General features: G+C 58.8%; 19 protein-coding genes and 3 pseudogenes. 11 read left to right on the forward strand and 11 right to left on the reverse strand.

Annotated elements, in window-relative coordinates; genetic code table 11:
• Window positions 1-17: 17 nt before the first annotated feature.
• The gene (locus tag JFU37_RS22820) at window positions 18-887 is read left to right on the forward strand and encodes a DUF6279 family lipoprotein (RefSeq protein WP_201119090.1); all 870 of its coding nucleotides are present in this window, start codon (window positions 18-20) and stop codon (window positions 885-887) included.
• 93 nt (window positions 888-980) lie between these two features.
• On the opposite strand, the gene JFU37_RS22825 is transcribed toward JFU37_RS22820, so the two are convergent.
• Window positions 981-1,373 (reverse strand): transcriptional regulator, encoded by a 393-nt coding sequence (locus tag JFU37_RS22825; protein ID WP_201119092.1) that lies wholly within the window; start codon window positions 1,371-1,373, stop codon window positions 981-983.
• Window positions 1,374-1,546: 173 nt separating this feature from the next.
• Here JFU37_RS22825 and JFU37_RS22830 point away from each other — a divergent pair, with 173 nt between their 5' ends.
• From JFU37_RS22830 to JFU37_RS22845, 4 genes and pseudogenes are all read left to right on the forward strand, one after another.
• On the forward strand, window positions 1,547-2,278 hold the full coding sequence (locus JFU37_RS22830; RefSeq protein ID WP_201119094.1) for a DUF899 domain-containing protein: 732 nt from the start codon (window positions 1,547-1,549) through the stop codon (window positions 2,276-2,278).
• Window positions 2,279-2,287: 9 nt separating this feature from the next.
• Window positions 2,288-2,755, forward strand: a complete 468-nt coding sequence (locus JFU37_RS22835; protein ID WP_201119096.1) for an AraC family transcriptional regulator — start codon at window positions 2,288-2,290, stop codon at window positions 2,753-2,755.
• A 310-nt stretch (window positions 2,756-3,065) separates the two neighbouring features.
• Window positions 3,066-3,339, forward strand: a pseudogene (locus JFU37_RS22840) (hypothetical protein).
• Between the two features lie 105 nt (window positions 3,340-3,444).
• Window positions 3,445-3,723, forward strand: coding sequence for a hypothetical protein (locus tag JFU37_RS22845; protein WP_201119098.1), 279 nt, complete (start codon window positions 3,445-3,447; stop codon window positions 3,721-3,723).
• Window positions 3,724-3,846: 123 nt separating this feature from the next.
• Here the strand turns inward: JFU37_RS22845 and JFU37_RS22850 are convergent, their stop codons facing one another.
• Window positions 3,847-5,193: a DEAD/DEAH box helicase gene (locus tag JFU37_RS22850; protein ID WP_008153197.1), complete on the reverse strand. Its 1,347-nt coding sequence runs from the start codon at window positions 5,191-5,193 to the stop codon at window positions 3,847-3,849.
• A 193-nt stretch (window positions 5,194-5,386) separates the two neighbouring features.
• Between JFU37_RS22850 and JFU37_RS22855 the strand changes: the two genes are divergently transcribed.
• Window positions 5,387-6,685: a mechanosensitive ion channel family protein gene (locus tag JFU37_RS22855; protein WP_201119100.1), complete on the forward strand. Its 1,299-nt coding sequence runs from the start codon at window positions 5,387-5,389 to the stop codon at window positions 6,683-6,685.
• Window positions 6,686-6,766: 81 nt separating this feature from the next.
• On the opposite strand, the gene JFU37_RS22860 is transcribed toward JFU37_RS22855, so the two are convergent.
• The 3 genes from JFU37_RS22860 to JFU37_RS22870 all read right to left on the reverse strand — a co-directional run bounded on the left by JFU37_RS22860 (window position 6,767) and on the right by JFU37_RS22870 (window position 9,120).
• Entirely contained in the window at window positions 6,767-7,633 is an 867-nt protein-coding gene (locus tag JFU37_RS22860) for a carboxylate/amino acid/amine transporter (protein ID WP_201119103.1), read from the reverse strand.
• Between the two features lie 343 nt (window positions 7,634-7,976).
• Window positions 7,977-8,576 carry an FMN-dependent NADH-azoreductase gene (locus JFU37_RS22865; RefSeq protein WP_201119105.1) on the reverse strand — a complete coding sequence of 200 codons (600 nt, stop codon included), beginning with the start codon at window positions 8,574-8,576 and terminating at the stop codon, window positions 7,977-7,979.
• 229 nt (window positions 8,577-8,805) lie between these two features.
• Window positions 8,806-9,120, reverse strand: coding sequence for a 3-phosphoglycerate kinase (locus JFU37_RS22870; protein WP_201119107.1), 315 nt, complete (start codon window positions 9,118-9,120; stop codon window positions 8,806-8,808).
• A 49-nt stretch (window positions 9,121-9,169) separates the two neighbouring features.
• On the opposite strand from JFU37_RS22870, the gene JFU37_RS22875 reads away from it, so the two are divergent.
• The 4 genes and pseudogenes from JFU37_RS22875 to JFU37_RS22890 all read left to right on the forward strand — a co-directional run bounded on the left by JFU37_RS22875 (window position 9,170) and on the right by JFU37_RS22890 (window position 13,389).
• Complete coding sequence (locus JFU37_RS22875) at window positions 9,170-10,093, forward strand: LysR family transcriptional regulator (RefSeq protein ID WP_201119109.1); 924 nt, start codon at window positions 9,170-9,172, stop codon at window positions 10,091-10,093.
• Between the two features lie 14 nt (window positions 10,094-10,107).
• A pseudogene (locus JFU37_RS22880) lies at window positions 10,108-10,913 on the forward strand (alpha/beta fold hydrolase).
• A gap of 3 nt (window positions 10,914-10,916) precedes the next feature.
• Window positions 10,917-11,474, forward strand: a complete 558-nt coding sequence (locus tag JFU37_RS22885; protein ID WP_201119113.1) for a peptidylprolyl isomerase — start codon at window positions 10,917-10,919, stop codon at window positions 11,472-11,474.
• Between the two features lie 82 nt (window positions 11,475-11,556).
• Complete coding sequence (locus tag JFU37_RS22890) at window positions 11,557-13,389, forward strand: ABC transporter ATP-binding protein (protein WP_201119115.1); 1,833 nt, start codon at window positions 11,557-11,559, stop codon at window positions 13,387-13,389.
• Window positions 13,390-13,556: 167 nt separating this feature from the next.
• Here JFU37_RS22890 and JFU37_RS22895 read toward each other — a convergent pair whose 3' ends face one another.
• On the reverse strand, window positions 13,557-14,681 hold the full coding sequence (locus tag JFU37_RS22895) for a GNAT family N-acetyltransferase (protein ID WP_201119118.1): 1,125 nt from the start codon (window positions 14,679-14,681) through the stop codon (window positions 13,557-13,559).
• A gap of 282 nt (window positions 14,682-14,963) precedes the next feature.
• Between JFU37_RS22895 and JFU37_RS22900 the strand changes: the two genes are divergently transcribed.
• The gene (locus JFU37_RS22900; RefSeq protein WP_201119120.1) at window positions 14,964-16,295 is read left to right on the forward strand and encodes a putative porin; all 1,332 of its coding nucleotides are present in this window, start codon (window positions 14,964-14,966) and stop codon (window positions 16,293-16,295) included.
• A 117-nt stretch (window positions 16,296-16,412) separates the two neighbouring features.
• On the opposite strand, the pseudogene JFU37_RS31150 reads toward JFU37_RS22900, so the two are convergent.
• The 5 genes and pseudogenes from JFU37_RS31150 to aceK form a co-directional block, all read right to left on the reverse strand.
• Window positions 16,413-16,490, reverse strand: a pseudogene (locus JFU37_RS31150) (YqgE/AlgH family protein); the annotation flags it as partial.
• Window positions 16,491-16,520: 30 nt separating this feature from the next.
• Window positions 16,521-17,642, reverse strand: a complete 1,122-nt coding sequence (locus JFU37_RS22905) for a beta-ketoacyl-ACP synthase III (protein WP_201119122.1) — start codon at window positions 17,640-17,642, stop codon at window positions 16,521-16,523.
• 19 nt (window positions 17,643-17,661) lie between these two features.
• Window positions 17,662-18,045, reverse strand: coding sequence for a hypothetical protein (locus JFU37_RS22910; RefSeq protein ID WP_201119124.1), 384 nt, complete (start codon window positions 18,043-18,045; stop codon window positions 17,662-17,664).
• Between the two features lie 9 nt (window positions 18,046-18,054).
• Window positions 18,055-21,966, reverse strand: coding sequence for an ATP-dependent RNA helicase HrpA (gene hrpA / locus JFU37_RS22915; protein WP_201119135.1), 3,912 nt, complete (start codon window positions 21,964-21,966; stop codon window positions 18,055-18,057).
• A 205-nt stretch (window positions 21,967-22,171) separates the two neighbouring features.
• On the reverse strand, window positions 22,172-23,890 hold the full coding sequence (gene aceK, locus JFU37_RS22920) for a bifunctional isocitrate dehydrogenase kinase/phosphatase (protein ID WP_201119138.1): 1,719 nt from the start codon (window positions 23,888-23,890) through the stop codon (window positions 22,172-22,174).
• Window positions 23,891-24,005 lie beyond the last annotated feature (115 nt).

Below are 24,005 nucleotides of genomic sequence, written 5' to 3' on the forward strand. Positions count from 1 at the left end.
TTCGCAAGGACTCGACCATGTCGCGCTGGCTGAAGCATTTCGCCGTCCTCATCACCCTGAGCGTCGTCCTCAGCGCGTGCAGCCGTATGGGCCTGGCCTACCGCAACCTCGACGTGATCATTCCCTGGACGCTCAGCGATTATCTGGACATGAACGGCGAGCAGAAAGGCTGGCTCGACGAACGCCTCAAAGAGCACCTGAGCTGGCATTGCACCACGCAGCTGCCGGGCTATCTCGACTGGCTGGACCGCTTGCAGGTCATGGTCGAGACCAACCAGGTCACCGACGCCGCGCTGCAAGCCCGAACACAAGAAGCCAAACAGGCTATCGCCCAGACCGCCCGGGAAATCACCCCGTCAGCCATTGAGTTGTTAAAGGGACTGGACGACAAGCAAGTCGCAGAGATGAACGACGCCTTCGCCAAGGACCAGCGCAAACGCCAGGAGGAATACCTCAAACCGTCTCTCGCTCAACAGATCAAGGCGCGTGGCGATCGCATGGAAAAACGGCTGAATGACTGGCTCGGACCGCTCAGCACCACCCAACAACAACGGGTCGTGTCATGGTCGAACGCGTTGGGTGACCAGAATCAGCAATGGATCGCCAACCGCGCCCATTGGCAGAAGCAGTTCAGTGCCGCGGTAGCGCAGCGCCAGAGTCCGGAATTCCCACAGCGAATAGAGACACTTCTGGTGAATCGCGAGAGTTTATGGACGCCGGCCTACCGTCAGGCCTACGCCAACACGGAAGCTCAGGCGCGCGGATTGATAGTGGATTTGATGGCTGAGAGTACGCCGACTCAGCGTCAGCGGTTGTTGAAGAAGATTGATGGGGTGAGGAAGGACTTCAGCGATTTGAAGTGTTTGAAGGCGGTGCAGCAAGGATAAAATCAAGATCAAAAGATCGCAGCCTGCGGCAGCTCCTACAGAGTTTGGTGTAGGAGCTGCCGCAGGCTGCGATCTTTTGCTGTCATCAGAAAATCAGGCAATCTGCGCTTTGGACGCTACTTGATCAAACGTCGCCTCATCCAGCGCATCTGCCTGCTCATCCAGCACCTGCCGCGGATGGTCATTACCCGGAATGCTGCTGTCGAGCAGGCTCAACAAACACGAGCCTCGCATCGTTAAAATGTAGTTCGAGCCATTACCGCCCTGATCCTCCGGCCGGGGCTCGATATAACCTCGCGCCAACAGTAACTTTTCATACTCGCCAGCCACCGCTTTCAGGTGATCGAGGTTTTCAATCGGCTCGCCCGCCGCCGATTTCGCTGCCGCGTACTGTTCGGCATAGGGGCGTGGCGTAAAGCTGTGCCCGGCGCTGTTCTGCGCTTCGTGCAACAGACGTTCCATCAGATCCCAGTTATAAATCGTCATCCTGATTCAACCTCCAAAGCGAAGTGAGATGTCCTTAAGTTGTGACCGACGCCGGGCGCAGCCGTTCAGCCGAGGTCTTTACCGGTACCGACTGGCGGCATGTCGAATTGAGCGTAGGCCAAACGACTAGTCTGTGTAGGTCACCTCCCAGCCCCCCCGCAGGAGAAATCACCATGAAGATTCAGAATCATGCCGTCGTGTCCCGCGAAGAATGGCTCGCCGCGCGCCGCCAACACCTGGCCCATGAAAAAGCCTTCACCAAGGAGCGGGACAAACTCAGCGCCGAACGCCGTGCCCTGCCCTGGGTGAAAATCGACAAGGACTATCGCTTCCACGGTCCCCAAGGCGAACTGACACTCGCCGACCTGTTTGGCGGCCGCAGCCAATTAGTCATCTACCACTTCATGTTCGGCGAAGGCTGGGACGAAGGCTGCTCCGGTTGCTCGTTCCTGTCCGACCACATCGACGGCGCCAACCAGCACCTGGCCCACCATGACGTGGCCGTGGTGGCGGTTTCCCATGCACCGTTCGCCGAATTCCAGCCCTTCAAACGGCGCATGGGTTGGAAGTTCGATTGGGTATCGTCAGAAGGTAGCGATTTCAACTACGACTTCGGCGTCTCGGCCCGAGCCGAAGAGGTCACCGCCGGGACCGCCACCTACAACTACGAAAAATCCGACGGTGCCGAAGAAGAACTCCCCGGCCTCAGCGTGTTTTATCGCAATGACGCCGGCGAAATCTTCCACACCTACTCCACCTATGCCCGAGGCCTGGACTTGCTGGTCGGCGCCTACAACTACCTCGACCTCACGCCCAAGGGGCGCAATGAAGAGGAAATCATGGAATGGGTGCGGCACCACGATCAGTATGACGACACGGTACCGGCCAGCGGCTGTCACTCATAGGAATCCAACATGAATGTCACCCTGAAAACCCTGCCCCCGGTCCGCGTCGCCTACCTGCGCTACACCGGCCCCTACGGCCCGGAAATCGGCACGTTCTGGCGCGAAACCGTCGCCCCGTGGATGATCGAAAATAACCTGCTCAACCGCGTGCGCTACGGCATCGGCCACGACGACCCGAGCACCACGCCGCCGCAATACTGCCGCTACGACGCCTGCGTCGAAGTGCCCGCCGACTTCGAACCCAACTACCCATTCGCCGTCACCCACCTGCCAGGCGGGCGCTACGCCGTCGCCCACTTCAAAGGCCCGGGCAGCGAGATTGCGGCTGCATGGGGTGAGCTGTGTGGTCAGTGGATGCCGGAAAGCGGTTTGGCCTACGACCAGCGTCCGTGCTTCGAACGCTACCCGGTGACGGCTTCCTACGATGAGAAGACGGATGTGATGGAGATGGAGATGTGTATAGCGGTGAAAGACTAATAACCCCTTCGCCCAAACCACAAAAAAACCTGTGGGAGCGAGCCTGCTCGCGATGACTGACTAACATTCACTATGGATGTTGACCGGTATACCGCTTTCGCGAGCAAGCTCGCTCCCACAAGGCTCTGTGTTGTTCTGTGGATTGCATCAAACATCCTACTGCAACGGCACAAATGCCCTACACCAAGTTCAGAACCAGCGACCTGTAATGCCTGAACGATAAAGCTTATAGTCATGCCGTCCGCCCAAAAGGCGACCGGGTTTGGCGACCTGATAACAGAGAGTCCTCATCAATTAAGAGACTCCGACTATGAATCGATACATGCCCCTCACCGGAATCGACCTGATCCCGGCCTCCCTGCTCATCGACACCGAAGCACCACTTCGACGTCCTGCAAGCGACCGCCGACTACCGCATCCGCACCGTTACTCAAGTTCTGGAAAACATCGCCTTTCGCGCAGAAATCGGCTGTGACACCGTCGTGCTGTCCGACTTTTCCAAACTATTGGCCATCCCGCTTCGAGATGGCTGCGACTTGATGGATGTCATCGGTAGACGCCTGCGAGCGCAGGCTATGAAGTGAAATGAAAACGGGCGACCTGTAGGTCGCCCGTTTCCGTCACTGAACTTTTCAACCAATTCGCCCCTCAACCGGTTAACCCGCCTTAACCGGAACTGAGGCCCACCTATGAAAACCCTGTTAAAAATCACCCTGGCCGCCACCCTCGCCTGCGCCCTCCCCGTCTGGGCCTGTACCCCCGAGGAAGCCACCGCCAAGCGCGAACAATTGGCCCAGGAAGTCGCCAAGCTCACCGAGCAGAATCCGAAGAAGGCCAAGGAGATCAATGATGAGTTGCAGAAAATGGATTTGGGTACGGCCAGCGCGGATTTGCCGGACAAGTGCCAGTTGATCGATCAGCGTATGAAGGAGTTGAAGACGGCGGATAAAAAGGCCGAGGGTTACTAGCAGATCAAAAGATCAAAAGATCAAAAGATCAAAAGATCAAAAGATCGCAGGCTGCGCCAGCTCCTACAGTGGGCGTAAAAAAACCGGACATTTGTCCGGTTTTTTATGGGTCGCGACGCAGCTTTATTCAGCTGCCGGCGCTTCCGGCTTGCGGCGCTTGAGCGGGGCCATGCCGTCCTTGCTGACCAGCGACAGGGCGTCGGTCTTCGGGCGGTTGGCGATTTTGCGCTTGGTCGGGGCCTTGGCGCCGGTTTTTTTCTTGTCGCCTTTGGCGTCGACCTTTTTCTTCTTCACGCCAACGGCTTTGCCCGAGGCCTTGACCTTTTTCGGTCCGCCGTAGGTGCCTTTGACTTCCTTGATGGTGCGGCGCTCGAAGCTCTGCTTGAGGTAGCGCTCGACGCTCGACATCAGGTTCCAGTCGCCGTGGCAGATCAGCGAGATGGCCAGGCCATCGTTGCCGGCACGACCGGTACGACCGATGCGGTGAACGTATTCGTCGCCGCTGCGCGGCATGTCGAAGTTGATCACCAGGTCCAGGCCTTCCACGTCGAGGCCGCGAGCGGCGACGTCGGTGGCGACCAGGATTTTCACGCCGCCCTGCTTCAGGCGATCGATCGCCAGTTTGCGGTCTTTCTGGTCTTTGTCACCGTGCAGGACGAACGCCTTGTATTCCTGCGCTACCAGGCGGCCGTAGATACGGTCGGCCATGGCCCGGGTGTTGGTGAACACGATGGCTTTCTGATAGGTCTCGTTGGCCAACAGCCAGTTCACAATTTGTTCTTTGTGCTGGTTGTGGTCAGCGGTGATGATTTGCTGACGGGTGGTCGCGTTCAGGTCGCTGACGTTGTTGAGCTGCAGGTGCTCTGGATTGTTCAGCACCTTGGCAACCATCTCGCGCAGGCCCGAACCGCCGGTGGTGGCGGAGAACAGCATGGTCTGCTGGCGATTGGTGCACTCTTCCACCAGACGCTGGACGTCTTCGGCAAAGCCCATGTCGAGCATGCGGTCAGCTTCGTCGAGGACCAGGACTTCAACTTCTTTCAAGTCGAGATTGCCGGCGTTCAGTTGCTCGATCATCCGGCCCGGCGTACCGATCAGGATGTCTGGCACCTTGCGCAGCATGGCGGCCTGGACCTTGAAGTCTTCACCGCCGGTGATCAGGCCGGACTTGATGAACGTGAACTGGGCGAAGCGTTCGACTTCCTTGATGGTCTGCTGGGCCAGCTCGCGGGTCGGCAGCAGGATCAGGGTCTTGATGCTGACGCGGACTTTCGCCGGGCCGATCAGACGGTTGAGGATCGGCAAAACGAAGGCAGCGGTTTTGCCGCTACCGGTTTGCGCTGTCACCCGCAGGTCACGCCCTTGGAGCGCCAGCGGAATAGCCGCTGCTTGCACTGGCGTTGGCTCGACAAATTTAAGCTCGGCCACGGCTTTGAGCAGGCGTTCGTGCAGGGCGAATTGGGAAAACACGGGTGCTACCTCGAAGAAATACAAAAAAACAGCTGCATAGGGTACCGGTTTCGGGCGCTCAGGCCGAGTTTCTTTATGCAAACGGCAGTAAACAGTGGCTTTTTTGTTGCCTGGTTTGTCCTCGAACGTCATACAAAGCGTCTTAAATGCTCTAATCGCCCTGTCGCGACCTATAGAAGAATCGTTTCCGCCCATGGATATCAAACAGCTCTGGCTCAACGCCCAAGACCTTTGGGGCGCCCTCGATCAGCATCCGCTCCTGCATTCCAGCCTGGCGCTGATGGTGTTACTGGTGATTGCCCTGGTCCTCGGACGAGTGGCGCGCTACCTCACGCTTCATGCAACCAAAATGCTCGGCCGCCAGCCGGCGCTGCACTGGGTCAACGATTTGCGCCACAACAAGGTCTTTCATCGGCTGGCGCAGATGACGCCGTCCCTGGTGATCCAGTTCGGCCTGCACCTGGTGCCGGAGTTGAGCAAAACCAGCCTGATCTTTCTCGGCAATGTCGCGCTGGCGTTCACCATTCTGTTCCTGGTGCTGGCCATCAGCGCCCTGCTCAACGCCCTGCTGGACATCTATGCGCGTACCGAACACGCCCGCACCCGTTCGATCAAAGGCTATGTGCAATTGACGAAGATGGTCTTGTACGTGTTTGGCGCGATCATCATTGTCGCCACGTTGATCGACCGTTCGCCGCTGTTGCTGCTGTCGGGGCTGGGCGCAATGTCGGCGGTGATTCTGTTGGTCTACAAGGACACGCTGTTGTCGTTCGTCGCCAGTGTGCAGCTGACCAGCAACGACATGCTGCGGGTCGGCGACTGGATCGAGATGCCGCAAGTCGGCGCCGACGGCGACGTGGTGGACATCACGCTGCACACGGTGAAGGTGCAGAATTTCGATAAAACGATCGTTTCGATTCCGACCTGGCGCCTGATGTCCGAGTCGTTCAAAAACTGGCGCGGCATGCAGCAGTCCGGCGGGCGGCGGATCAAGCGCAGCCTGTTCATCGATGCCAGCGGCGTGCGGTTCATCCGCGATGAGGAGGAGCAGAAGCTGTCCCAGGTTCACCTGCTGACCGATTACATCAGCCGCAAGCAGGCCGAACTCAAGGCCTGGAACGAAGCCCAGGGCAACGTCGCGGCGATGTCGGCCAATCGGCGGCGGATGACCAACATCGGGACCTTTCGCGCGTATGCGTTGGCGTACTTGAAGAGTCACCCGGAAATTCAGCCAAATATGACCTGCATGGTCCGACAGATGCAGACCACCGCCCAGGGGATTCCGCTGGAGATCTACTGCTTCACCCGCACCACGGCCTGGGCCGATTACGAGCGGATTCAGGGGGATATTTTCGATTACCTGCTGGCGGTGCTGCCGGAGTTTGGGTTGAGTGTTTATCAGCAGCCGAGTGGCGGAGATCTAAGGGCCGGGCTCTTGCCGGCGATGCTCGGTGCGAGCCACATCCCCGCGCCCGAAAAACACATTATGTAGCCCCACAATCCCCTGTAGGAGCTGCCGAAGGCTGCGATCTTTTGATGTTCAAGATCAAAAGATCGCAGCCTGCGGCAGCTCCTACACCAGTTGAGCGTTGCGTCTGATGCCCAATCGACTGATCCCCACCGCCGCCAGAATCACCGACCCACCGAGCACCAACCGCCCCAACTCTTCATGCTGATTCCAGATCAGCAAGTTGATCAACAACCCCACCGGCACATGCAGGTTGTTCATCACTGCCAGCGTCCCGCCATTCACCAGGCAGGCGCCCTTGTTCCACCAATACAAACCCAGCGCCGTCGAGACCAGGCCCAGAAACACCAACACGCCCCATTGCAGCGGCGCTTCAGGCAGGAAATTCTGTTTGCCGAACAACAAGAACGCTGGCAATGCCACCGCCAATGCGCCGAGGTAGAAATAGCCGAAGCGCCGGTAATGCGGCAGATCGCTCGGGTGGCGTGCCACCAAATGCTTATAAAGCACCTGCCCGGCGGCGTAGGTGAAGTTGGCCAGTTGCAGCAGCAGGAAACCCATGAAGAAGTCCGGGTTGATCCGGTCGTAGCGAATCACCGCCGCGCCCGCGACCGCCACCAGTGCCGCGACCAATGCCCACGGACTGAAGCGGCGGTTCAGCGCGTCTTCGATCAGCGTCACATGCAGCGGCGTGAGGATGGTGAACAGCAACACTTCCGGCACCGTCAGCACCCGAAAGCTCAGGTACAGGCAGACGTAGGTCACGCCAAACTGCAACGCACCGATCAACAACATGCCGCGCATGAACGCCGGTTCGACCTGGCGCCAGCGCGTCAGCGGAATAAACACCAGCCCCGCCAGCACTACCCGCACCAGCACCGCGAAGTAACTGTCGACATGACCGGCCAGGTATTCACCGATCAGGCTGAACGAAAACGCCTGAATCAGCGTGACAAAAAGTAGATAGCCCATGCTCGCCTCGTTTCGAATGGCGGCGACGATATCGGTTTTTGCCCGATATCGCGAACGTCAGCCAACCAAAACCCAATAATGTAGGAGCGAGCTTGCTCGCGATGGAGTGTCAGGCAACATTGTGTCGACTGACACTCCATCGCGAGCAAGCTCGCTCCTACACAGGGGTTGTGTGTTCGGTTATTAAATCGCAGGCAAAAAAAAGCCCGATCTCGCCAATGCGTTCAATCGGGCTACAGCACTCAGGAGCAACAAGTGCAAAGGGAGGTTCGATGCGCGTAAAGCTTTGAAGGGGTTGCGCCAGGTCACTAGAACATCCAGCGATTATCTGGCGATTAACGGGTCAGGCGACCTGGGCAAGCTTGGCGTTGGCCTGGTTCAAGCCTTTCTCCTGGAAGTCGCCGCCCAGGTTCATGCCCTCGGCATGGATGAAGGTCACATCGTGAATCCCGATGAAGCCCATGACCTGACGCAGGTAGGGTTCCTGATGATCCGCGGTGCTTCCGGCGTAGATCCCGCCGCGAGCCGTCAGCACGTAGGCGCGCTTGCCACTGAGCAATCCTTGAGGACCGGTGTCGGTGTATTTGAACGTCACGCCGGCACGCAGCACATGGTCGAGCCAGGCCTTGAGGGTGCTCGGGATGGCGAAGTTGTACATTGGCGCGGCCATGACCAGCACGTCGGCGGCCAGCAGCTCATCGGTCAACTGGTTGGAGCGTTCCAGGGAAGCCTGTTCGATGTCGCTGCGCTGTTCGGCAGGTTTCATCCAGCCGCCCAACAGGTTGATGTCCAGGTGCGGGACCGGGTTGACGGCTAGGTCACGAACGGTGATTTGGTCGTTCGGGTGCGCGGCTTGCCACTGGTTGATAAAGGTCTGGGTCAGCTGACGGGAGACCGAGTCTTGCTGACGGGCGCTGCTTTCGATGATCAGAACGCGTGACATGGGATGTAGGCTCCATCTGAGAATGTTGTAGGTCGATGGAGTGAAGGTTAAACAGAGTCATATCGATGAAAAAGCGCAAATAACTGCTATAAACCATCAATAAATTCGTTTATAAGCGAAGCATGTCACTTGTGGGAGCGGGCTTGCTCGCGAAGTCGGTGTTTCAGTAAACATCTCTGTATCTGACACACCGCCTTCGCGAGCAAGCCCGCTCCCACAGGGTTTGATGTCATTTCGGGGTGCAGGTCAGGTCGATGTGCATCTTGATAATGGTCCGGGTGAACTTGGCAGTGGCGTTCGTGTGTTTGCCGGCGGGCACTTCGACCTTGCGGGTGCGCGGCGCTTCCGGGCCATTGTTGAATACCACCTTACAGATCGCATCGGTACTGCCGAAGTTGTTCACCTGAATCGAAGCCATGTCGTTATCCGTGTCGTACGCGTTGTAGTCGATGCTCAAGCCGTTCAGCTGCTTTTGCACGTCGATCGGGTAAGCAAACGCGCTCAGCGGCAGCATCGCCAACAGCACACAACAGATTTTTTTCATTCGGCAGTCTCCAATAAGGGCTGCCAGCTTAGGACAAGAGGAGCTATTCATGAAAGCGCCCCGCGTGACCCTTGATCAATGGCGAACGCTTCAGGCCGTGGTCGACCACGGCGGCTTCGCCCAGGCCGCCGAAGCGCTGCACCGCTCGCAGTCGTCAGTGAGCTACACCGTGGCGCGCATGCAGGACCAGCTGGGTGTGCCGCTGTTGCGTATCGATGGCCGCAAAGCAGTGCTGACCGAAGCGGGCGGCGTATTGCTGCGCCGCTCCCGGCAGCTGGTGAAGCAGGCCAGTCAGCTGGAAGACCTGGCCCATCACATGGAACAAGGTTGGGAGGCGGAAGTGCGGTTGGTGGTCGATGCCGCTTACCCCAGCGCTCGCCTCGTCCGCGCCTTGACCGCGTTCATGCCGCAAAGCCGTGGTTGTCGGGTGCGGCTGCGCGAAGAAGTCTTGTCGGGCGTCGAAGAAGTATTGCTCGAAGGCGTGGCCGACCTGGCCATCACCGGCCTCAGCATTCCCGGTTACCTTGGCGCGGAATTGAGCGACGTAGAGTTTGTGGCCGTCGCCCACCCCGAACACCCTTTGCACCGTCTGAACCGCGAACTTAACTTCCAGGATCTGGAAACCCAGATGCAAGTGGTGATCCGCGACTCCGGCCGGCAGCAGCCACGGGATGTTGGCTGGCTCGGCGCCGAACAGCGCTGGACCGTCGGCAGCCTGGCCACCGCCGCGACATTTGTCAGCAGCGGCCTGGGTTTTGCCTGGTTGCCTCGGCACATGATCGAACGGGAACTCAAGGAAGGCATGCTCAAGCTGCTACCGTTGGATCAGGGTGGCAGTCGCAACCCCAGCTTTTATCTGTATTCGAACAAGGACAAACCGCTGGGCCCGGCAACGCAGATTCTCATCGACCTGCTGCGCACGTTCGACACCGCGCCGCTGGATGCGCCTTTCGCCGCCCCTGAACAAGCCTGACATGGAGTGATTACATGGCCTATTTCGAACACGAAGGTTGCAACCTGCACTACGAGGAATATGGCCACGGCACGCCGTTGCTGTTGGTCCACGGTTTGGGCTCGAGCACGCTGGACTGGGAAAAACAAATCCCGGCCCTGGCCGCGCACCACCGAGTGATCGTCCCGGACGTGCGCGGCCATGGCCGTTCCGACAAACCCCGCGAGCGCTACAGCATTGCCGGGTTCAGCGCCGACCTGATCGCCCTGATCGAACACCTGAACCTCGGCCCGACGCACTATGTGGGCCTGTCGATGGGTGGCATGATCGGCTTTCAACTAGCAGTTGATCAGCCGCAATTGCTCAAAAGCCTGTGCATCGTCAACAGCGCGCCCGAGGTCAAGCTGCGCAGCCGCGACGACTACTGGCAGTGGTTCAAACGCTGGAGCCTGATGCGTGCGCTCAGTCTGGGCACCATCGGCAAGGCCTTGGGCAGCAAGCTGTTCCCCAAGCCGGAACAGGCTGATTTACGCCAAAAAATGGCCGAACGCTGGGCAAAAAACGACAAACATGCTTATCTCGCCAGCTTCGATGCGATCGTGGGTTGGGGCGTTCAGGAACGACTGTCGAAGGTTACCTGTCCAACCCTCATCGTCAGCGCCGACCACGACTACACCCCGGTCTCGCTGAAAGAGACCTATGTAAAATTGCTGCCGGATGCGCGGCTGGTGGTGATCGCCGATTCACGCCACGCCACCCCGCTGGATCAACCCGAACACTTCAACCAAACCCTGCTCGAGTTTCTCACCGCAGTCGACACCACCACACTCAGGATCACTGACCCATGTTGAAAAAAATCGCCCTCGTCGCTGGCTCCGTTCTGTTTGCCGCCAACCTGATGGCTGCAACGCCCGCCAAGGCGCCGCACGTTTTGCTGGACACCACCAACGGCCAGATCGAAATCGAACTGGACCCGGTCAAGGCACCGAAAAGCACCGAGAACTTTCTCAAGTACGTGGACAGCGGCTTCTACAACAACACGATTTTCCACCGCGTGATCCCAGGGTTCATGATCCAGGGCGGCGGCTTCACTCAACAAATGCAGCAAAAAGAAACCAAGGAGCCGATCAAGAACGAGCACAACAACGGCCTGAAAAACGTCCGTGGCACGTTGTCCATGGCCCGCACCTCCGATCCTGATTCGGCCACCAGCCAGTTCTTCGTCAACGTCAAAGACAACGACTTCCTCGACAACGGCGACGGCTATGCCGTGTTCGGTAAAGTCGTTAAAGGCATGGACGTGGTTGACGTCATCGTCAACTCCCAAACCACCACCAAAAGCGGCATGAAAGATGTGCCGGCCGACCCTGTGTTCATCAAGTCGGCCAAGCGCATCGACTAAGCTACACAGGACGTCTTGAGCGGCTGCCGGAGTGCGCCGCTCGTACTGTTCAAAGGAGAGCCCGTGCGCGGGCGGAGAACTGATGCTTTATCGCCGTTTTGAAAAACTGATCGACATTTTTCGTGATGCACCGACGGCGGCTCCTCCGGATCGGGTTCTCCCTTTTTATACCTATTACTTGAAGCAGGTCTGGCCGAGTTTCGTCGCCCTGCTGATCGTCGGCCTGTTCGGCGCGCTGATCGAAGTGGCGCTGTTCAGCTACCTGAGCCGCATCATCGATCTCGCCCAAGGCACACCCAACGTCAATTTTTTCCAGGACCACGGCGTCGAACTGGCCTGGATGGCCGTGGTTGCGCTGATTCTGCGCCCGGTGTTCGTTGGCTTGCATGACCTGCTGGTGCACCAGACCCTGAGCCCCGGCATGACCAGCATGATCCGCTGGCAAAACCACAGTTACGTGCTCAAACAGAGCCTGAATTTCTTCCAGAACGACTTCGCCGGCCGCATCGCCCAACGCATCATGCAGACCGGCAACTCGCTGCGCGATTCGGCCGTGCAGGCGGTGGATGCGCTGTGGCATGTGCTGATCTATGCGATCAGTTCGCTGGTGCTGTTCGCCGAAGCCGACTGGCGCCTGATGATCCCGCTGCTGACCTGGATCGCCGCCTACATCGGCGCGCTCTGCTACTTCGTGCCGCGGGTCAAGGAACGCTCGGTGGTGTCGTCCGATGCGCGTTCCAAACTCATGGGGCGGATTGTCGATGGCTACACCAACATCACCACCCTGAAGCTGTTCGCCCACACCAACTTCGAACAGCAATACGCCAAGGAAGCCATCGAAGAACAGACCGAAAAAGCCCAACTGGCCGGCCGCGTCGTCACGAGTATGGACGTGGTCATCACCAGCATGAACGGCTTGCTGATCGTCGGCACCACCGGCCTCGCCCTGTGGCTGTGGACACAGTCACTGATCTCGGTGGGGGCCATTGCCCTGGCGACTGGCCTGGTGATCCGCATCGTCAATATGTCCGGCTGGATCATGTGGGTCGTCAACGGTATCTTCGAAAACATTGGTATGGTTCAAGACGGGTTGCAGACCATCGCCCAACCGGTCAGCGTCACCGACCGCGATCAGGCCAAACCGCTGAGCGTGGCCCGTGGCGAAGTGCGTTTCGAGCATGTGGATTTCCACTATGGCAAGAAGAGCGGAATCATTGGCGACCTTAACCTGACGATCAAACCCGGCGAGAAAATCGGCCTGATCGGGCCCTCCGGTGCAGGCAAGTCCACTCTGGTCAACCTGCTGCTGCGCCTCTACGACGTGGAAGGCGGGCGTATCCTCATCGACGGCCAGAACATCGCCGAGGTCGGTCAGGAAAGTCTGCGCGAGCGCATCGGCATGATCACTCAGGACACCTCCCTGCTACACCGTTCGATTCGCGACAATTTACTGTATGGCAAACCCGACGCCACCGACGCCGAACTCTGGGAAGCGGCGCACAAGGCCCGTGCCGACGAGTTCATCCCGTTGCTGTCGGACGCTGAAGGTCGTACCGGTTTTGATGCCCATGTGGGTGAACGCGGGGTGAAACTCTCCGGCGGCCAGCGTCAGCGCATCGCCATCGCCCGGGTGCTGCTCAAGGACGCGCCGATCCTGATCATGGACGAGGCCACCTCGGCGCTGGATTCGGAAGTCGAAGCGGCGATCCAGGAAAGCCTGGAAACCCTGATGCAGGGAAAAACCGTGATCGCCATCGCCCACCGGCTTTCGACTATCGCCCGGATGGACCGGTTGGTGGTGCTGGAAAACGGCAAGATCGCCGAAACCGGCAGCCATGCTGAACTGCTGGCCCATGGCGGGTTGTATGCGCGGTTGTGGCAGCACCAGACGGGCGGGTTTGTCGGGATTGATTGAGGGGCATATCCGTTCGGTGCCTCGCTCAGGTCCTGCTCCGTGTTGGCCTCTCAAAGTCAAAAGATCGCAGCCTGCGGCAGCTCCTACAGTGGAATGCGTTCCCTGTAGGAGCTGCCGCAGGCTGCGATCTTTTGATCTTGCTTCACCGATACATGTTTCGCCAGGAATCAGTCTTGCCGATAAGGCAAGGCGGTCTTCGCCTCCTCGGCATACGCCAGCACCCCAAGGCGCTCCTGATGGAGGAAGTCTTTGACGGCGGCTTTCAACCCCGCATGGCGCAAGTAGTGCCAGGAATGCGTGATCACAGGTTCAAACCCGCGAATCAACTTGTGTTCACCTTGAGCACCGGCATCAAAACGCTGAAAGCCGTTGGCAATCGCGTAATCCATGCCCTGGTAAAAACAGGTCTCGAAATGGAGACGGTCGAACTCCGCCAGGCATCCCCAGTAACGACCATAAAAACTGTCGCCCCCCACCAGGCTGAACGCCATCGCCACCGGGCGTGAGCCTTGTTTGGCCAACACCACGCGAATCGATTCCGGCATGCGCTCGGCCAACAGACTGAAAAACTCCCGCGTCAGATACGGCGCTTGCCGACGCACCGCGTAGGTATTGGCGTAGCAGGCATAGACAAAATCCCACTGTGCCTCGGTCAATTGCCGACCTTCGAGCCATTCGAACTCAATGCCCTGCCCCGCCACTTGCTCGCGCTCCTTGCGCATCTGCTTGCGTTTGCGCGAACTGAGCACATCGAGGAAGTCCTGAAAGTCCCGATACCCGCGGTTCTGCCAGTGGTACTGACAACCGATTCGCTGTAACCAACCCGGCTGTTCGGCTAATGCGGCATCGGTAAACGGATCGGTGAAGTTGATGTGGGCGCTGGAGAGTTGTTCAATTTCAAGGTAGCCCGGCAGGCTCTTCAGTAACTCGAAACCGTCCTCGACATTAGCGGCCAACAAACGTGGCCCGCTGACCGGGCTGAACGGCACGGCAGTTAATAGCTTGGGGTAATACTCGATGCCGGCGCGCTCGCAGGCATCGGCCCAGGCGTGATCAAACACGTACTCGCCGTAGGAATGCCATTTGCGGTAACTGGGCAGCGCGGCGATGAGCCGATCACCTTCTATATGCAGCAAGTGCTCGGGTTGCCAGCCGGAATGAGGGCCCAGGCTGTCGCTGTCTTCCAAGGCACCGAGAAAGGCATGCCGCAGAAACGGCTGACTCTCGGGTACGAGGGCGTCCCACGTCTGCGGTGCGATTTCGGACAGACTTTCCAGACGTTGCAACGGCATCAACTACCTCTCCACTTCTTCGCGTGTCAGCCCCGCGAGTATCGCTTATCGGGGCGTAATCCACACCCGTGATTCGCCGACAAAGCCCGGAATAGAAAGTTCATTCGTACTTTTTATCGTCATCTAGTCGCCATCACTTTGCCACTGCTTTGTCATAAACCATCGCGATACTGGCGCCAGTTTTTAGAACGTCGGGTTCTACCCGGCCACTGTTTTCCGTCCGACAACGGTCGGTTGTGTCCTGGATGGCCAAGTCATCCCTTTTCATCTCCGGAGATTGATATGCGTCTTGCTTCCACGAAAACTGCGGCGGCCCTGTGTGGCGGGCTGCTGCTGGCCATGAGTGTTCCGGCCAGCGCCGCAGTCGACGCCAAACTGCTCGACATGCTTAAGGCAAACGGCTCGATTACCAACGCGCAGTACAGCGAACTGCAAGCCGAGTTGGCCAGGGATCAGAAAGATCAGCAGGTCGCGCGTCAGGCTCAGCAAGAGACCAACGAGCAGATCGCAGCGACGGCGAAGAAAACCACTGAACTGAGCACCTTCGACCAAAAACTGGCGTGGGCTGCCAAGACCCAGTTCAAGGGTGACGTTCGTTTCCGTCAGGAAACGGTCCAAAACGATGACGTTCCAAACAATAAAGACCAGAATCGTCAGCGTATTCGCGCCCGTCTGGGTGCCTACAGCGAAATCAACCCGCAAGTCGACACCGGCATTCGTATTGCCACGGGTAGCAACGATGACGCTCGCTCCACCAACCAGGACCTGAACAACTACTTCGACAAGAAGTCGATCTGGCTGGACCAGGGTTACGTCGACTACCACCCGGACGCCATCAAGAACCTGCACCTCGTTGGCGGCAAGATGCCGCAACAATGGGTGAGCATGGGCGACATCATCTGGGATAGCGACATCAACCCGGAAGGTCTGGCAGCGACCTACAAATACCCGCTGGGCGGCAGCACCGAGCTGTTCGGTAGCGCCGGTCACTACACCCTCAAGGACAACGTCGACGGCGAAGGCGTGCAGTTCAAACACGACCTGCGCCTGTACGCTGGCCAGTTGGGTGCGCGCTTCGCCATCACCGACAGCATGAAAATGACCTTGGGCGGCAGTATCTATTCGTACGACAACGACGCGAACAGCGCCTGCCCTACCACCGGCACCGTCACCGCGCCATGCGCACTGGCCGTCAACGGCAACAGCCCGAACGAAACCTTCAAACTGTACGAAGGCTTTGGTCAGCTCGACTTCAGCAACCTGCCCGTACCGCTCTCGTTGTACGGTCAGTACGTCGATAACAAAGACGCGAGCAACGACCAGGACACGGGTTGGTTGGCCGGTGTGAAGTCCAAGATCTACGGCTTCGCAGTGGACTACAACTACCGCGATGTACAGCGTAACGCGGTGGTCGGCGCCTTCACCGACTCCGACTTCGCCAACGGTTTCACCGGTTCGCGCGGCAGCAAGTTGAAAGTGAGCTACGAGTTGGACAAGAACTTCAACCTCGGCGCGACGTACTTCATGGCTACATCTGACCAAACCAACGCCAACATCAACAAGAAAGACTCCGACATCAACACCCTGCAACTGGATGCCGAAGCCAAGTTCTGATTCCCGCTACACGGCTCGGGCAAGGATGCCTGAGCTGTTTTTACAGCCTGGCGTTGGTGTATCGGTCCCCATCATCCGTCCGATACACCAACGCCAGGCTGTTTTGTTGTTAACCCCTGTAGGAGCGAGCTTGCTCGCGATAAACCTGAGAGCACCGCGTGGTGTCAGGTTTGCAGCGTTATCGTTGACGACCATCGCGAGCAATCGAGCGTCGACCGGCTGCTCCTACAGTTTGCGCAGAATCACGCTACCAATCGAATAACCGGCGCCGAACGAGCTGAGTACCGCCAGCGAACCGGCCGCCAGATCATCCTGATTCTTGTGAAACGCAATCACCGAACCTGCAGAGCTGGTGTTGGCGTAAGTGTCGAGAATCACAGGCGCTTCTTCTTCAGTGGCTTCGCGACCCAGCAGTTTCTTGACGATCAAGTGGTTCATGCTGAGGTTGGCCTGGTGCAGCCAGAAGCGCTTCACATCGCTGATGTTCAGCGTGTTCTCTTGCAGGTGCGTAGCGATCAGCTCGGCCACCATCGGGCATACATCGCGGAACACCTTGCGGCCCTCCTGCACGAACAGTTTGTCCGTGGCACCGATGCCCTCTTCCGCTGCGCGATTGAGGAAACCGAAGTTATTGCGGATGTTGTTGGAGAACTTGGTCAACAGTTTGGTGCTGACCACGTCGAACTGGTACTTGGACGTTGCGAGGTCCGCGCGCTCGATGATCACCGCTGTGGCGGCGTCACCGAAGATGAAGTGGCTGTCGCGGTCGCGGAAGTTCAGGTGACCGGTGCAGACTTCCGGGTTAACCATCAGGATCGCCCGGGCCTGGCCCAATTGCACGCTGTTGGCCGCGGCTTGAATGCCGAAGGTTGCCGAGGAGCAGGCGACGTTCATGTCAAAACCGAACCCCTGTATGCCCAGCGCTTCCTGAACTTCGATGGCAATCGCCGGGTAGGCCCGTTGCAGGTTGGAGCAGGCGACAATTACGCCGTCGATGTCAGCGGCGGTTTTGCCCGCGCGCTGCAAGGCTTGTTCGGCGGCGCCGATGGCCATTTGACAAAGCACCGACCACTCGTCGTTCGAGCGCTCTGGCAAGCGTGGCGCCATGCGTTTCGGGTCAAGGATGCCGTCCTTGTCCATGACAAAACGGCTCTTGATACCGGAGGCTTTTTCGATAAACGCTGCGCTGGATTCGATCAAGGCGTCGACTTCGCCACGGGCGATGGCGTCGGCGTTGTCGGCGTTGAACTGCGCGACGTAAGCATTGAAAGACTGCACCAGCTCTTCATTGGAGATGCTGTTGGCCGGGGTGTACAAGCCGGTGCCGCTGATGACGACGTTATGCATGGTCGTTTCTCTAATCTGTTCAGGCAGAAAGCGTTGGCACCGACGTACCAACACATAAAGAGTCTGCTCCCGTCACGAGAGGCAAACCTGGCAACGCTTTATTCCAGTCCGCCAATGCCGGTGAAGGCTTGAAACCGCGGGGACGGTGTTTATAGGCGCGAAGTTTGCCATAAACACTGGGGTTTGGCCCCTTTTGCGAAATAAAGCGGCGCAACGGAATAACTGTAGGAGCTGCCGAAGGCTGCGATCTTTTGATCTTCTGGTGTTGCGACAAACAAAGATCAAAAGATCGCAGCCTTCGGCAGCTCCTACAGTGGATCGCGGTGGTCGCAGTAATCCCGGTAATCGCAGTGATCGCGGTGATCGCAGAGATCGCGGTAATCCCGGTGATCGCAGTGATCATAGTTTGGATTCAGGGCTCGACCTGGCTCCATTGCTTGTTCAGGCGCTTGTCGGAGATGGGTACCTTGGTCCCCAATTGCTGAGCGAACAGCGAAACCCGATATTCTTCCAGCCACCAGCGATACAGTTCCAGCTGCGGATCGCGTTTGCCTTCCTGGACGTGCTTGTTGGCGCGGGTCTGGTATTGAGCCCAGAGGCCGGACAATTCGCCGCTCCAGACCCGATCCCTCTGCACCTGAGCGCCGATTTTTTCGAAGCGCTGCTCGACCGCTTTCAGGTAACGCGGCAATTCCTTGAGCCATTGCATCGGGGTTTCACGGACAAAGCCCGGATACACCAGATGACTGAGCTGCTGCTTGATGTCGTTCAAGGCCACGGCTTGCGCCAGGTCGATCTTGCCCTTGAAGCGCTTTTGCAGGCCGTGCCAGAGCTTGAGGATCTCCAGCGTCAGCTTCGCCAAACGCTCGGCGTGCTCGGTCCACGCGCCGCGCTTGCGCTCGGCCAATGCTGCCAGTCCGGCACCGTCACGCGGCAGTGGGTCTTCACCGTCGAGAATGCAGTTGTCGAGGCTGGCCAGCAGAATGTCTTCGACCAGGCTGTCGATGCGCCCCATGTCGCGGTACATCAGGCCCAACTCGGTCAACCCGGGCAACTTGCCACGCAAAAATTTCGCAGGTTCCGCCAGTTGCTGCATCAGCAAGCGTTGCAAGGCCCGGCGATGCTGGAACTCGGCTTCGGCCGGCGTCGAGAAACGCCCTTCCTTGACGGTTCCGGCTTCTTCCACCAGCGCCGGATAGACCGTCATCGACAGCCCGGCAATTTTCTGTTGAGTCTTTTCCGCCACCGCGGCGAACACTTTGGCCTCGACCGGTTGCTGACTTTTCGCGGTGTGCGGCACGGCCAATGCCGCTTGGCTCGCTTCGGCAAAACGAGCGGTCAGTTCTGCCAGGTCTCGCCCTTCGCCAAGGAACTGGCCTTGACCGTCAACGATCTCCAGGTTCATTCGCAGATGATTTTCGACCTGTTGCGCCGCTTCGGCCCAGGCTTCATCGCTGACCCGCGCCCTCGTCATACGCAGCAGTTCTCGGCCCAACGCCTGAGGCAACGAGCCCTCAGCGAAGGTCATGCGCTGCAACGCGGCTTTGACGAAGTCCGGCACCGGCACGAAATTCTTGCGCAGCGCCTTGGGCAGGTTGCGAACCAGCGCGATGCACTTGGCCTCGATCACGCCCGGCACCAGCCATTCCAGACGCTCTGGTGGCAGCATCGGCAACAGCGGCGCCGGCACACGCAGGGTCACACCGTCGCGCGGATGGTTCGGCTCAAAGTGATAACTCAGGTCCAGCTCCAGATCGCCGATGTGCAAGGTGTCCGGGTAATGCAAGGCGGTGACTTCGCTCGCCTCACGGGCCAGCACGTCTTCCTCGCGCATGATCAGCAACTGTGGATCTTTCTGGCTGTTGACGCGATACCAGCTGTCGAAGGTCGCGGTCTGGTGGATCTCCGCCGGCAGTCGTGCGTCGTAAAAGGCAAACAGGGTTTCTTCGTCGGCCAGAATGTCGCGACGGCGAGCCTTGGCTTCCAATTCGTCGAGCTGCTCCAGCAACTGCGCATTGGCCGTCAGGCATTTGGCTTTGGATTGAATTTCGCCGCGCACCAGGCCTTCGCGAATGAAAAACTCACGGGACACCACCGGATCAATCGGGCCGTAATGCACCGGTCGACGACCGACCACGATCAGCCCGAACAAAGTGATCTGCTCAAACGCCACGACCTGACCGCGCTTTTTCTCCCAATGCGGTTCGAAGTGGTTTTTCTTGATCAAGTGCCCGGCCAGCGGTTCGATCCAGTCGGCATCGATCTTGGCGACCATCCGCGCGTAAAGCTTGGTGGTTTCCACCAGCTCGGCGGTCATCAGCCATTGCGGACGCTTCTTGCCCAGACCGGATGACGGATGAATCCAGAAGCGCCGCTGACGGGCGCCGAGGTAATCGCCTTCATCGGTTTTCTGACCGATCTGACTGAGCAGACCTGAAAGCACGGCTTTGTGCAGTTTCGGGTAATCCGCGGGCTCTTTGTTGATGCTCAACTGCATGTCGCGGCAGATCAGGCTCAACTGACGGTGCGAGTCGCGCCATTCGCGCAGACGCAGGTAATTCAGGAAATTTTTGCGGCACCAGTTACGCAGCGGGCTCGCCGTCAGCGCCTGGCGTTGTTCTTCAAAACCACGCCACAGATTGACCAACCCGGCGAAGTCCGAGTCCACGTCTTTCCATTGTGCGTGGGCCTGATCCGCTGCTTGCTGACGCTCCGGCGGACGCTCGCGCGGGTCTTGAATCGACATGGCGCTGGCGACGATCAACACCTCTTGCAAGCTGCCCAGTTTCGCCGCTTCCAGCAGCATGCGGCCCATGCGCGGGTCCACCGGCAGCCGCGCCAAATTGCGGCCGAGCGGGGTCAGCTGGCTGTTACGGTCCACTGCCGAGAGTTCTTGCAGCAGGTTGAAACCGTCACTGATGGCTTTGCCATCCGGCGGCTCGATAAACGGGAAGTCGGTGATCTCGCCGAGGCGCAGATGCAGCATCTGCAGGATCACGGCGGCGAGGTTGGTCCGCAGGATTTCCGGGTCGGTAAACTCCGGGCGCCCCATGAAATCCTCTTCGCTGTAGAGGCGGATGCAAATGCCCGGTTCGACCCGACCGCATCGACCTTTACGCTGGTTGGCGCTGGCTTGGGAAATCGCTTCGATGGGCAGGCGCTGGACCTTGGCGCGGTAGCTGTAACGGCTGATGCGCGCGGTGCCGCTGTCGATCACGTAACGAATGCCCGGCACGGTCAACGAGGTTTCGGCGACGTTGGTTGCCAGAACGACGCGGCGGCCCGGGTGCGACTGGAAAATCCGCTGCTGCTCGGCCGGCGAAAGCCGTGCGTACAACGGCAGGATTTCGGTGTGCTTGAGCTGGGCCTTGCGCAGCATGTCGGCGGCGTCGCGAATCTCGCGCTCGCCGGGCAGAAACACCAGCACGTCACCGGGGCTCTTGCGCTCGCTGCGTTCGAACGCGGCGATTTCGTCGAGGGTGGCGAGGATCGCCTGATCCACGGTCAAGTCGTCCTCGACGCGGTTGCCCTCCTCGTCCTGTTCCAGCGTCAGGGGGCGATACCAGGTCTCCACCGGGAAGGTGCGGCCAGAGACTTCGACAATCGGCGCGTCATCGAAATGCTTGGAGAAGCGTTCCAGGTCGATGGTCGCGGAGGTGATGATGACTTTCAGGTCCGGACGACGAGGCAGCAGGGTTTTCAGGTAACCGAGCAGGAAGTCGATGTTGAGACTGCGTTCGTGGGCTTCGTCGACGATGATCGTGTCGTAGCGTTCGAGGTAACGGTCGTTCTGGGTTTCCGCCAGCAGGATGCCGTCGGTCATCAGTTTGATCAGGGTGTTGGAATCGCTCTGGTCCTCGAACCGCACCTGATAGCCAACCAGCGCCCCCAACGGTGTCGCCAGTTCTTCGGCAACCCGACTGGCCACACTACGAGCGGCGATTCGGCGCGGCTGAGTGTGACCGATCAGGCCATGTTGGCCGCGACCGATTTCCAGGCAGATTTTCGGCAACTGGGTGGTTTTACCCGAACCGGTTTCGCCGGCAATGATCAGCACCTGATGCTTGAGCAGCGCCTCTTTGATTTCGTCGCGCTTGGCGGCGATCGGCAGGCTGTCGTCGTAACGAATCACCGGCAGGCTGGCACGCCGCGCCAACACCTGATCACAGGACGCCTGTGTACGCGTTACCCACTGCGCCAGCTTGGCTTCGTCAGGTTTCTTGCGCAGCTCAAGCAACTGCCGCCGCAGCCGGTGGCGGTCGGCAAGCATGGCGTGATCGAGGTTTTTCAGCAGTTTGTCGATGGAAGGCGATTCGTCAGTCATCAGGTACGCAATAAGTTGTCTAGTGGCGCAGGGGGCGGATTGTCGCAGATTTGGTATGGATTGCGGGTGTTCGTGACAGGCTGACCTGTAGGAGCTGCCGAAGGCTGCGATCTTTTGATCTTGTTTTTCAAACATGGTGAAAAGATCAAGATCAAAAGATCGCAGCCTTCGGCAGCTCCTACAGGGTTAAGGGACCGCTCTGCGGCTACTCGTTATCCCGGCCTTTGCGGCGGTACGGGAACACATCAATCACCTTCCCCGCTTGAATCGCGGCTTGCAGGCTTTTCCAGTAATCAGCGTTGTACAACTCGCCATGCAGTTGATCGAACAACTTGCGCTGTCCCGAATCGGCAAACAAAAACGGCGGAAACTCCTCGGGAAACACATCCAGCGGCCCGATCGAATACCAGGGCTCGGACGCCATCTCGTCTTCCGGCGTACGCGGTTGCGGGATATGCCTGAAGTTGGCCTCAGTCAGGAAGCAAATCTCGTCGTAATCATAAAACACCACCCGGCCGTGCCGCGTAACGCCGAAGTTCTTCAGCAACATGTCGCCCGGAAAGATATTCGCCGCCGCCAGTTGCTTGATCGCCAGACCGTAATCCTCCAGCGCCTCGCGCACCTGCGCTTCGTTGGCGTTTTCCAGGTAAAGATTCAACGGGGTCATCCGCCGCTCGGTCCAGCAGTGGCGGATCAGCACGGTGTCGTCCTCCACCGACACCGTGGACGCGGCCACTTGCAGCAGTTCTTCCAGGCACGCCGGATCGAATTTGCTCAGCGGGAAACGGAAATCGGCGAATTCCTGGGTATCGGCCATGCGCCCGACCCGGTCGACGCTTTTCACCAATCGGTACTTTTCGATCACCGTCGCACGGTCGACGTTTTTCGACGGTGAGAAACGGTCCTTGATGATTTTGAATACGGTGTTGAAACCCGGCAGCGTGAACACGCTCATCACCATGCCGCGCACGCCGGGCGCCATGATGAACTGGTCGTCGGTGTTGGCCAGGTGGTTGATCAGCGCCCGGTAGAACTCGGACTTGCCGTGTTTGTAGAAACCGATCGAGGTGTACAGCTCAGCGATGTGCTTGCCCGGCAGGATGCGCTTGAGGAAGCCGATGAACTCCGCCGGCACCGGCACATCCACCATGAAATACGAACGGGTGAACGAGAAGATGATCGACACGTCCGCTTCATCGGTGATCAGCGCATCGATCTGAATCCCGCGCCCTTCACGGTGCAGCAGCGGAATCACCAGCGGCCATTGCTCGTCCTGCGTGTAAATGCGCCCGACCAGGTAGGCGCCCTTGTTGCGGTAGAGCACCGAGGAAAACAGTTCGACGCTCAATTCCGGGTCCTTGCAGACCCAATCCGGCAGGTTCTCGCGCAGTTGTGCTTCGAGGCGGCGCAGGTCGCCGGCCAGGTCAGCGTAATCCTCGCTGAAGCGGTAGTCGGCAAAAATGCTCGAGAGCATGCCGGACAACTGACCTTGAGGTTTGTAGGTGCGGGTTTGGGCGGCGCGCGCACGGCGCAGGCTTGGGCGCGTGGTGTGGATGAACATGCAGCCGTCGCTGATCAGGTCATGACTGAACAGCCCGCAGAAGATCGAGTTGTACCAGGTTTCGGACAGCTCATCGTCGAAACGCAGGTCGATCAAGGTGATGTAAGCGCTTTTGACCAGTGGCCAGCAGCTGACGTCCAGCGTGTCGGCGTCAAACGCAATGCGCAGTCGCTCCACCGTTTCGCCGACTTTTTCTTCGTACAGATTGATCCGTGCTGCCGACGCCGATTGCGTCTCCTGCCACTTGGCCTGTTCGAATCGGGCTCGGGCGCCGTCGGTGATCTGACGGAAATGCTCGCGGTAATCGTCAAAGCCATCGAGGATCATTCGGGCGATGTCGGCGGCTGGCCATTGCTGCGGCATGGTGAGACCTCTGCGGGAATTCGGAAGGGTTGAGCTTAGCCAGTGAACCGGGTGCAGGAGAAGCGTAATTTCGACCCTATAACGAATGAGTCATTGGCGAGGCTAGTCCTGCTAG

Source organism: Pseudomonas sp. TH41, from assembly GCF_016650695.1.
In the GTDB taxonomy this organism is placed as follows: domain Bacteria; phylum Pseudomonadota; class Gammaproteobacteria; order Pseudomonadales; family Pseudomonadaceae; genus Aquipseudomonas.

Coding starts and splice junctions, on each gene's coding strand:
- JFU37_RS22875 (WP_201119109.1), top strand. CDS start 9,170: ATGAAAGCGCCCCGCGTGACCCTTGATCAATGGCGAACGCTTCAGGCC.
- JFU37_RS22910 (WP_201119124.1), bottom strand. CDS start 18,045: ATGATCACTGCGATCACCGGGATTACCGCGATCTCTGCGATCACCGCG.
- JFU37_RS22890 (WP_201119115.1), top strand. CDS start 11,557: ATGCTTTATCGCCGTTTTGAAAAACTGATCGACATTTTTCGTGATGCA.
- JFU37_RS22870 (WP_201119107.1), bottom strand. CDS start 9,120: ATGAAAAAAATCTGTTGTGTGCTGTTGGCGATGCTGCCGCTGAGCGCG.
- JFU37_RS22885 (WP_201119113.1), top strand. CDS start 10,917: ATGTTGAAAAAAATCGCCCTCGTCGCTGGCTCCGTTCTGTTTGCCGCC.
- JFU37_RS22845 (WP_201119098.1), top strand. CDS start 3,445: ATGAAAACCCTGTTAAAAATCACCCTGGCCGCCACCCTCGCCTGCGCC.
- hrpA (WP_201119135.1), bottom strand. CDS start 21,966: ATGACTGACGAATCGCCTTCCATCGACAAACTGCTGAAAAACCTCGAT.
- JFU37_RS22860 (WP_201119103.1), bottom strand. CDS start 7,633: ATGGGCTATCTACTTTTTGTCACGCTGATTCAGGCGTTTTCGTTCAGC.
- JFU37_RS22865 (WP_201119105.1), bottom strand. CDS start 8,576: ATGTCACGCGTTCTGATCATCGAAAGCAGCGCCCGTCAGCAAGACTCG.
- JFU37_RS22900 (WP_201119120.1), top strand. CDS start 14,964: ATGCGTCTTGCTTCCACGAAAACTGCGGCGGCCCTGTGTGGCGGGCTG.
- JFU37_RS22905 (WP_201119122.1), bottom strand. CDS start 17,642: ATGCATAACGTCGTCATCAGCGGCACCGGCTTGTACACCCCGGCCAAC.
- JFU37_RS22830 (WP_201119094.1), top strand. CDS start 1,547: ATGAAGATTCAGAATCATGCCGTCGTGTCCCGCGAAGAATGGCTCGCC.
- JFU37_RS22895 (WP_201119118.1), bottom strand. CDS start 14,681: ATGCCGTTGCAACGTCTGGAAAGTCTGTCCGAAATCGCACCGCAGACG.
- aceK (WP_201119138.1), bottom strand. CDS start 23,890: ATGCCGCAGCAATGGCCAGCCGCCGACATCGCCCGAATGATCCTCGAT.
- JFU37_RS22825 (WP_201119092.1), bottom strand. CDS start 1,373: ATGACGATTTATAACTGGGATCTGATGGAACGTCTGTTGCACGAAGCG.
- JFU37_RS22855 (WP_201119100.1), top strand. CDS start 5,387: ATGGATATCAAACAGCTCTGGCTCAACGCCCAAGACCTTTGGGGCGCC.
- JFU37_RS22835 (WP_201119096.1), top strand. CDS start 2,288: ATGAATGTCACCCTGAAAACCCTGCCCCCGGTCCGCGTCGCCTACCTG.
- JFU37_RS22820 (WP_201119090.1), top strand. CDS start 18: ATGTCGCGCTGGCTGAAGCATTTCGCCGTCCTCATCACCCTGAGCGTC.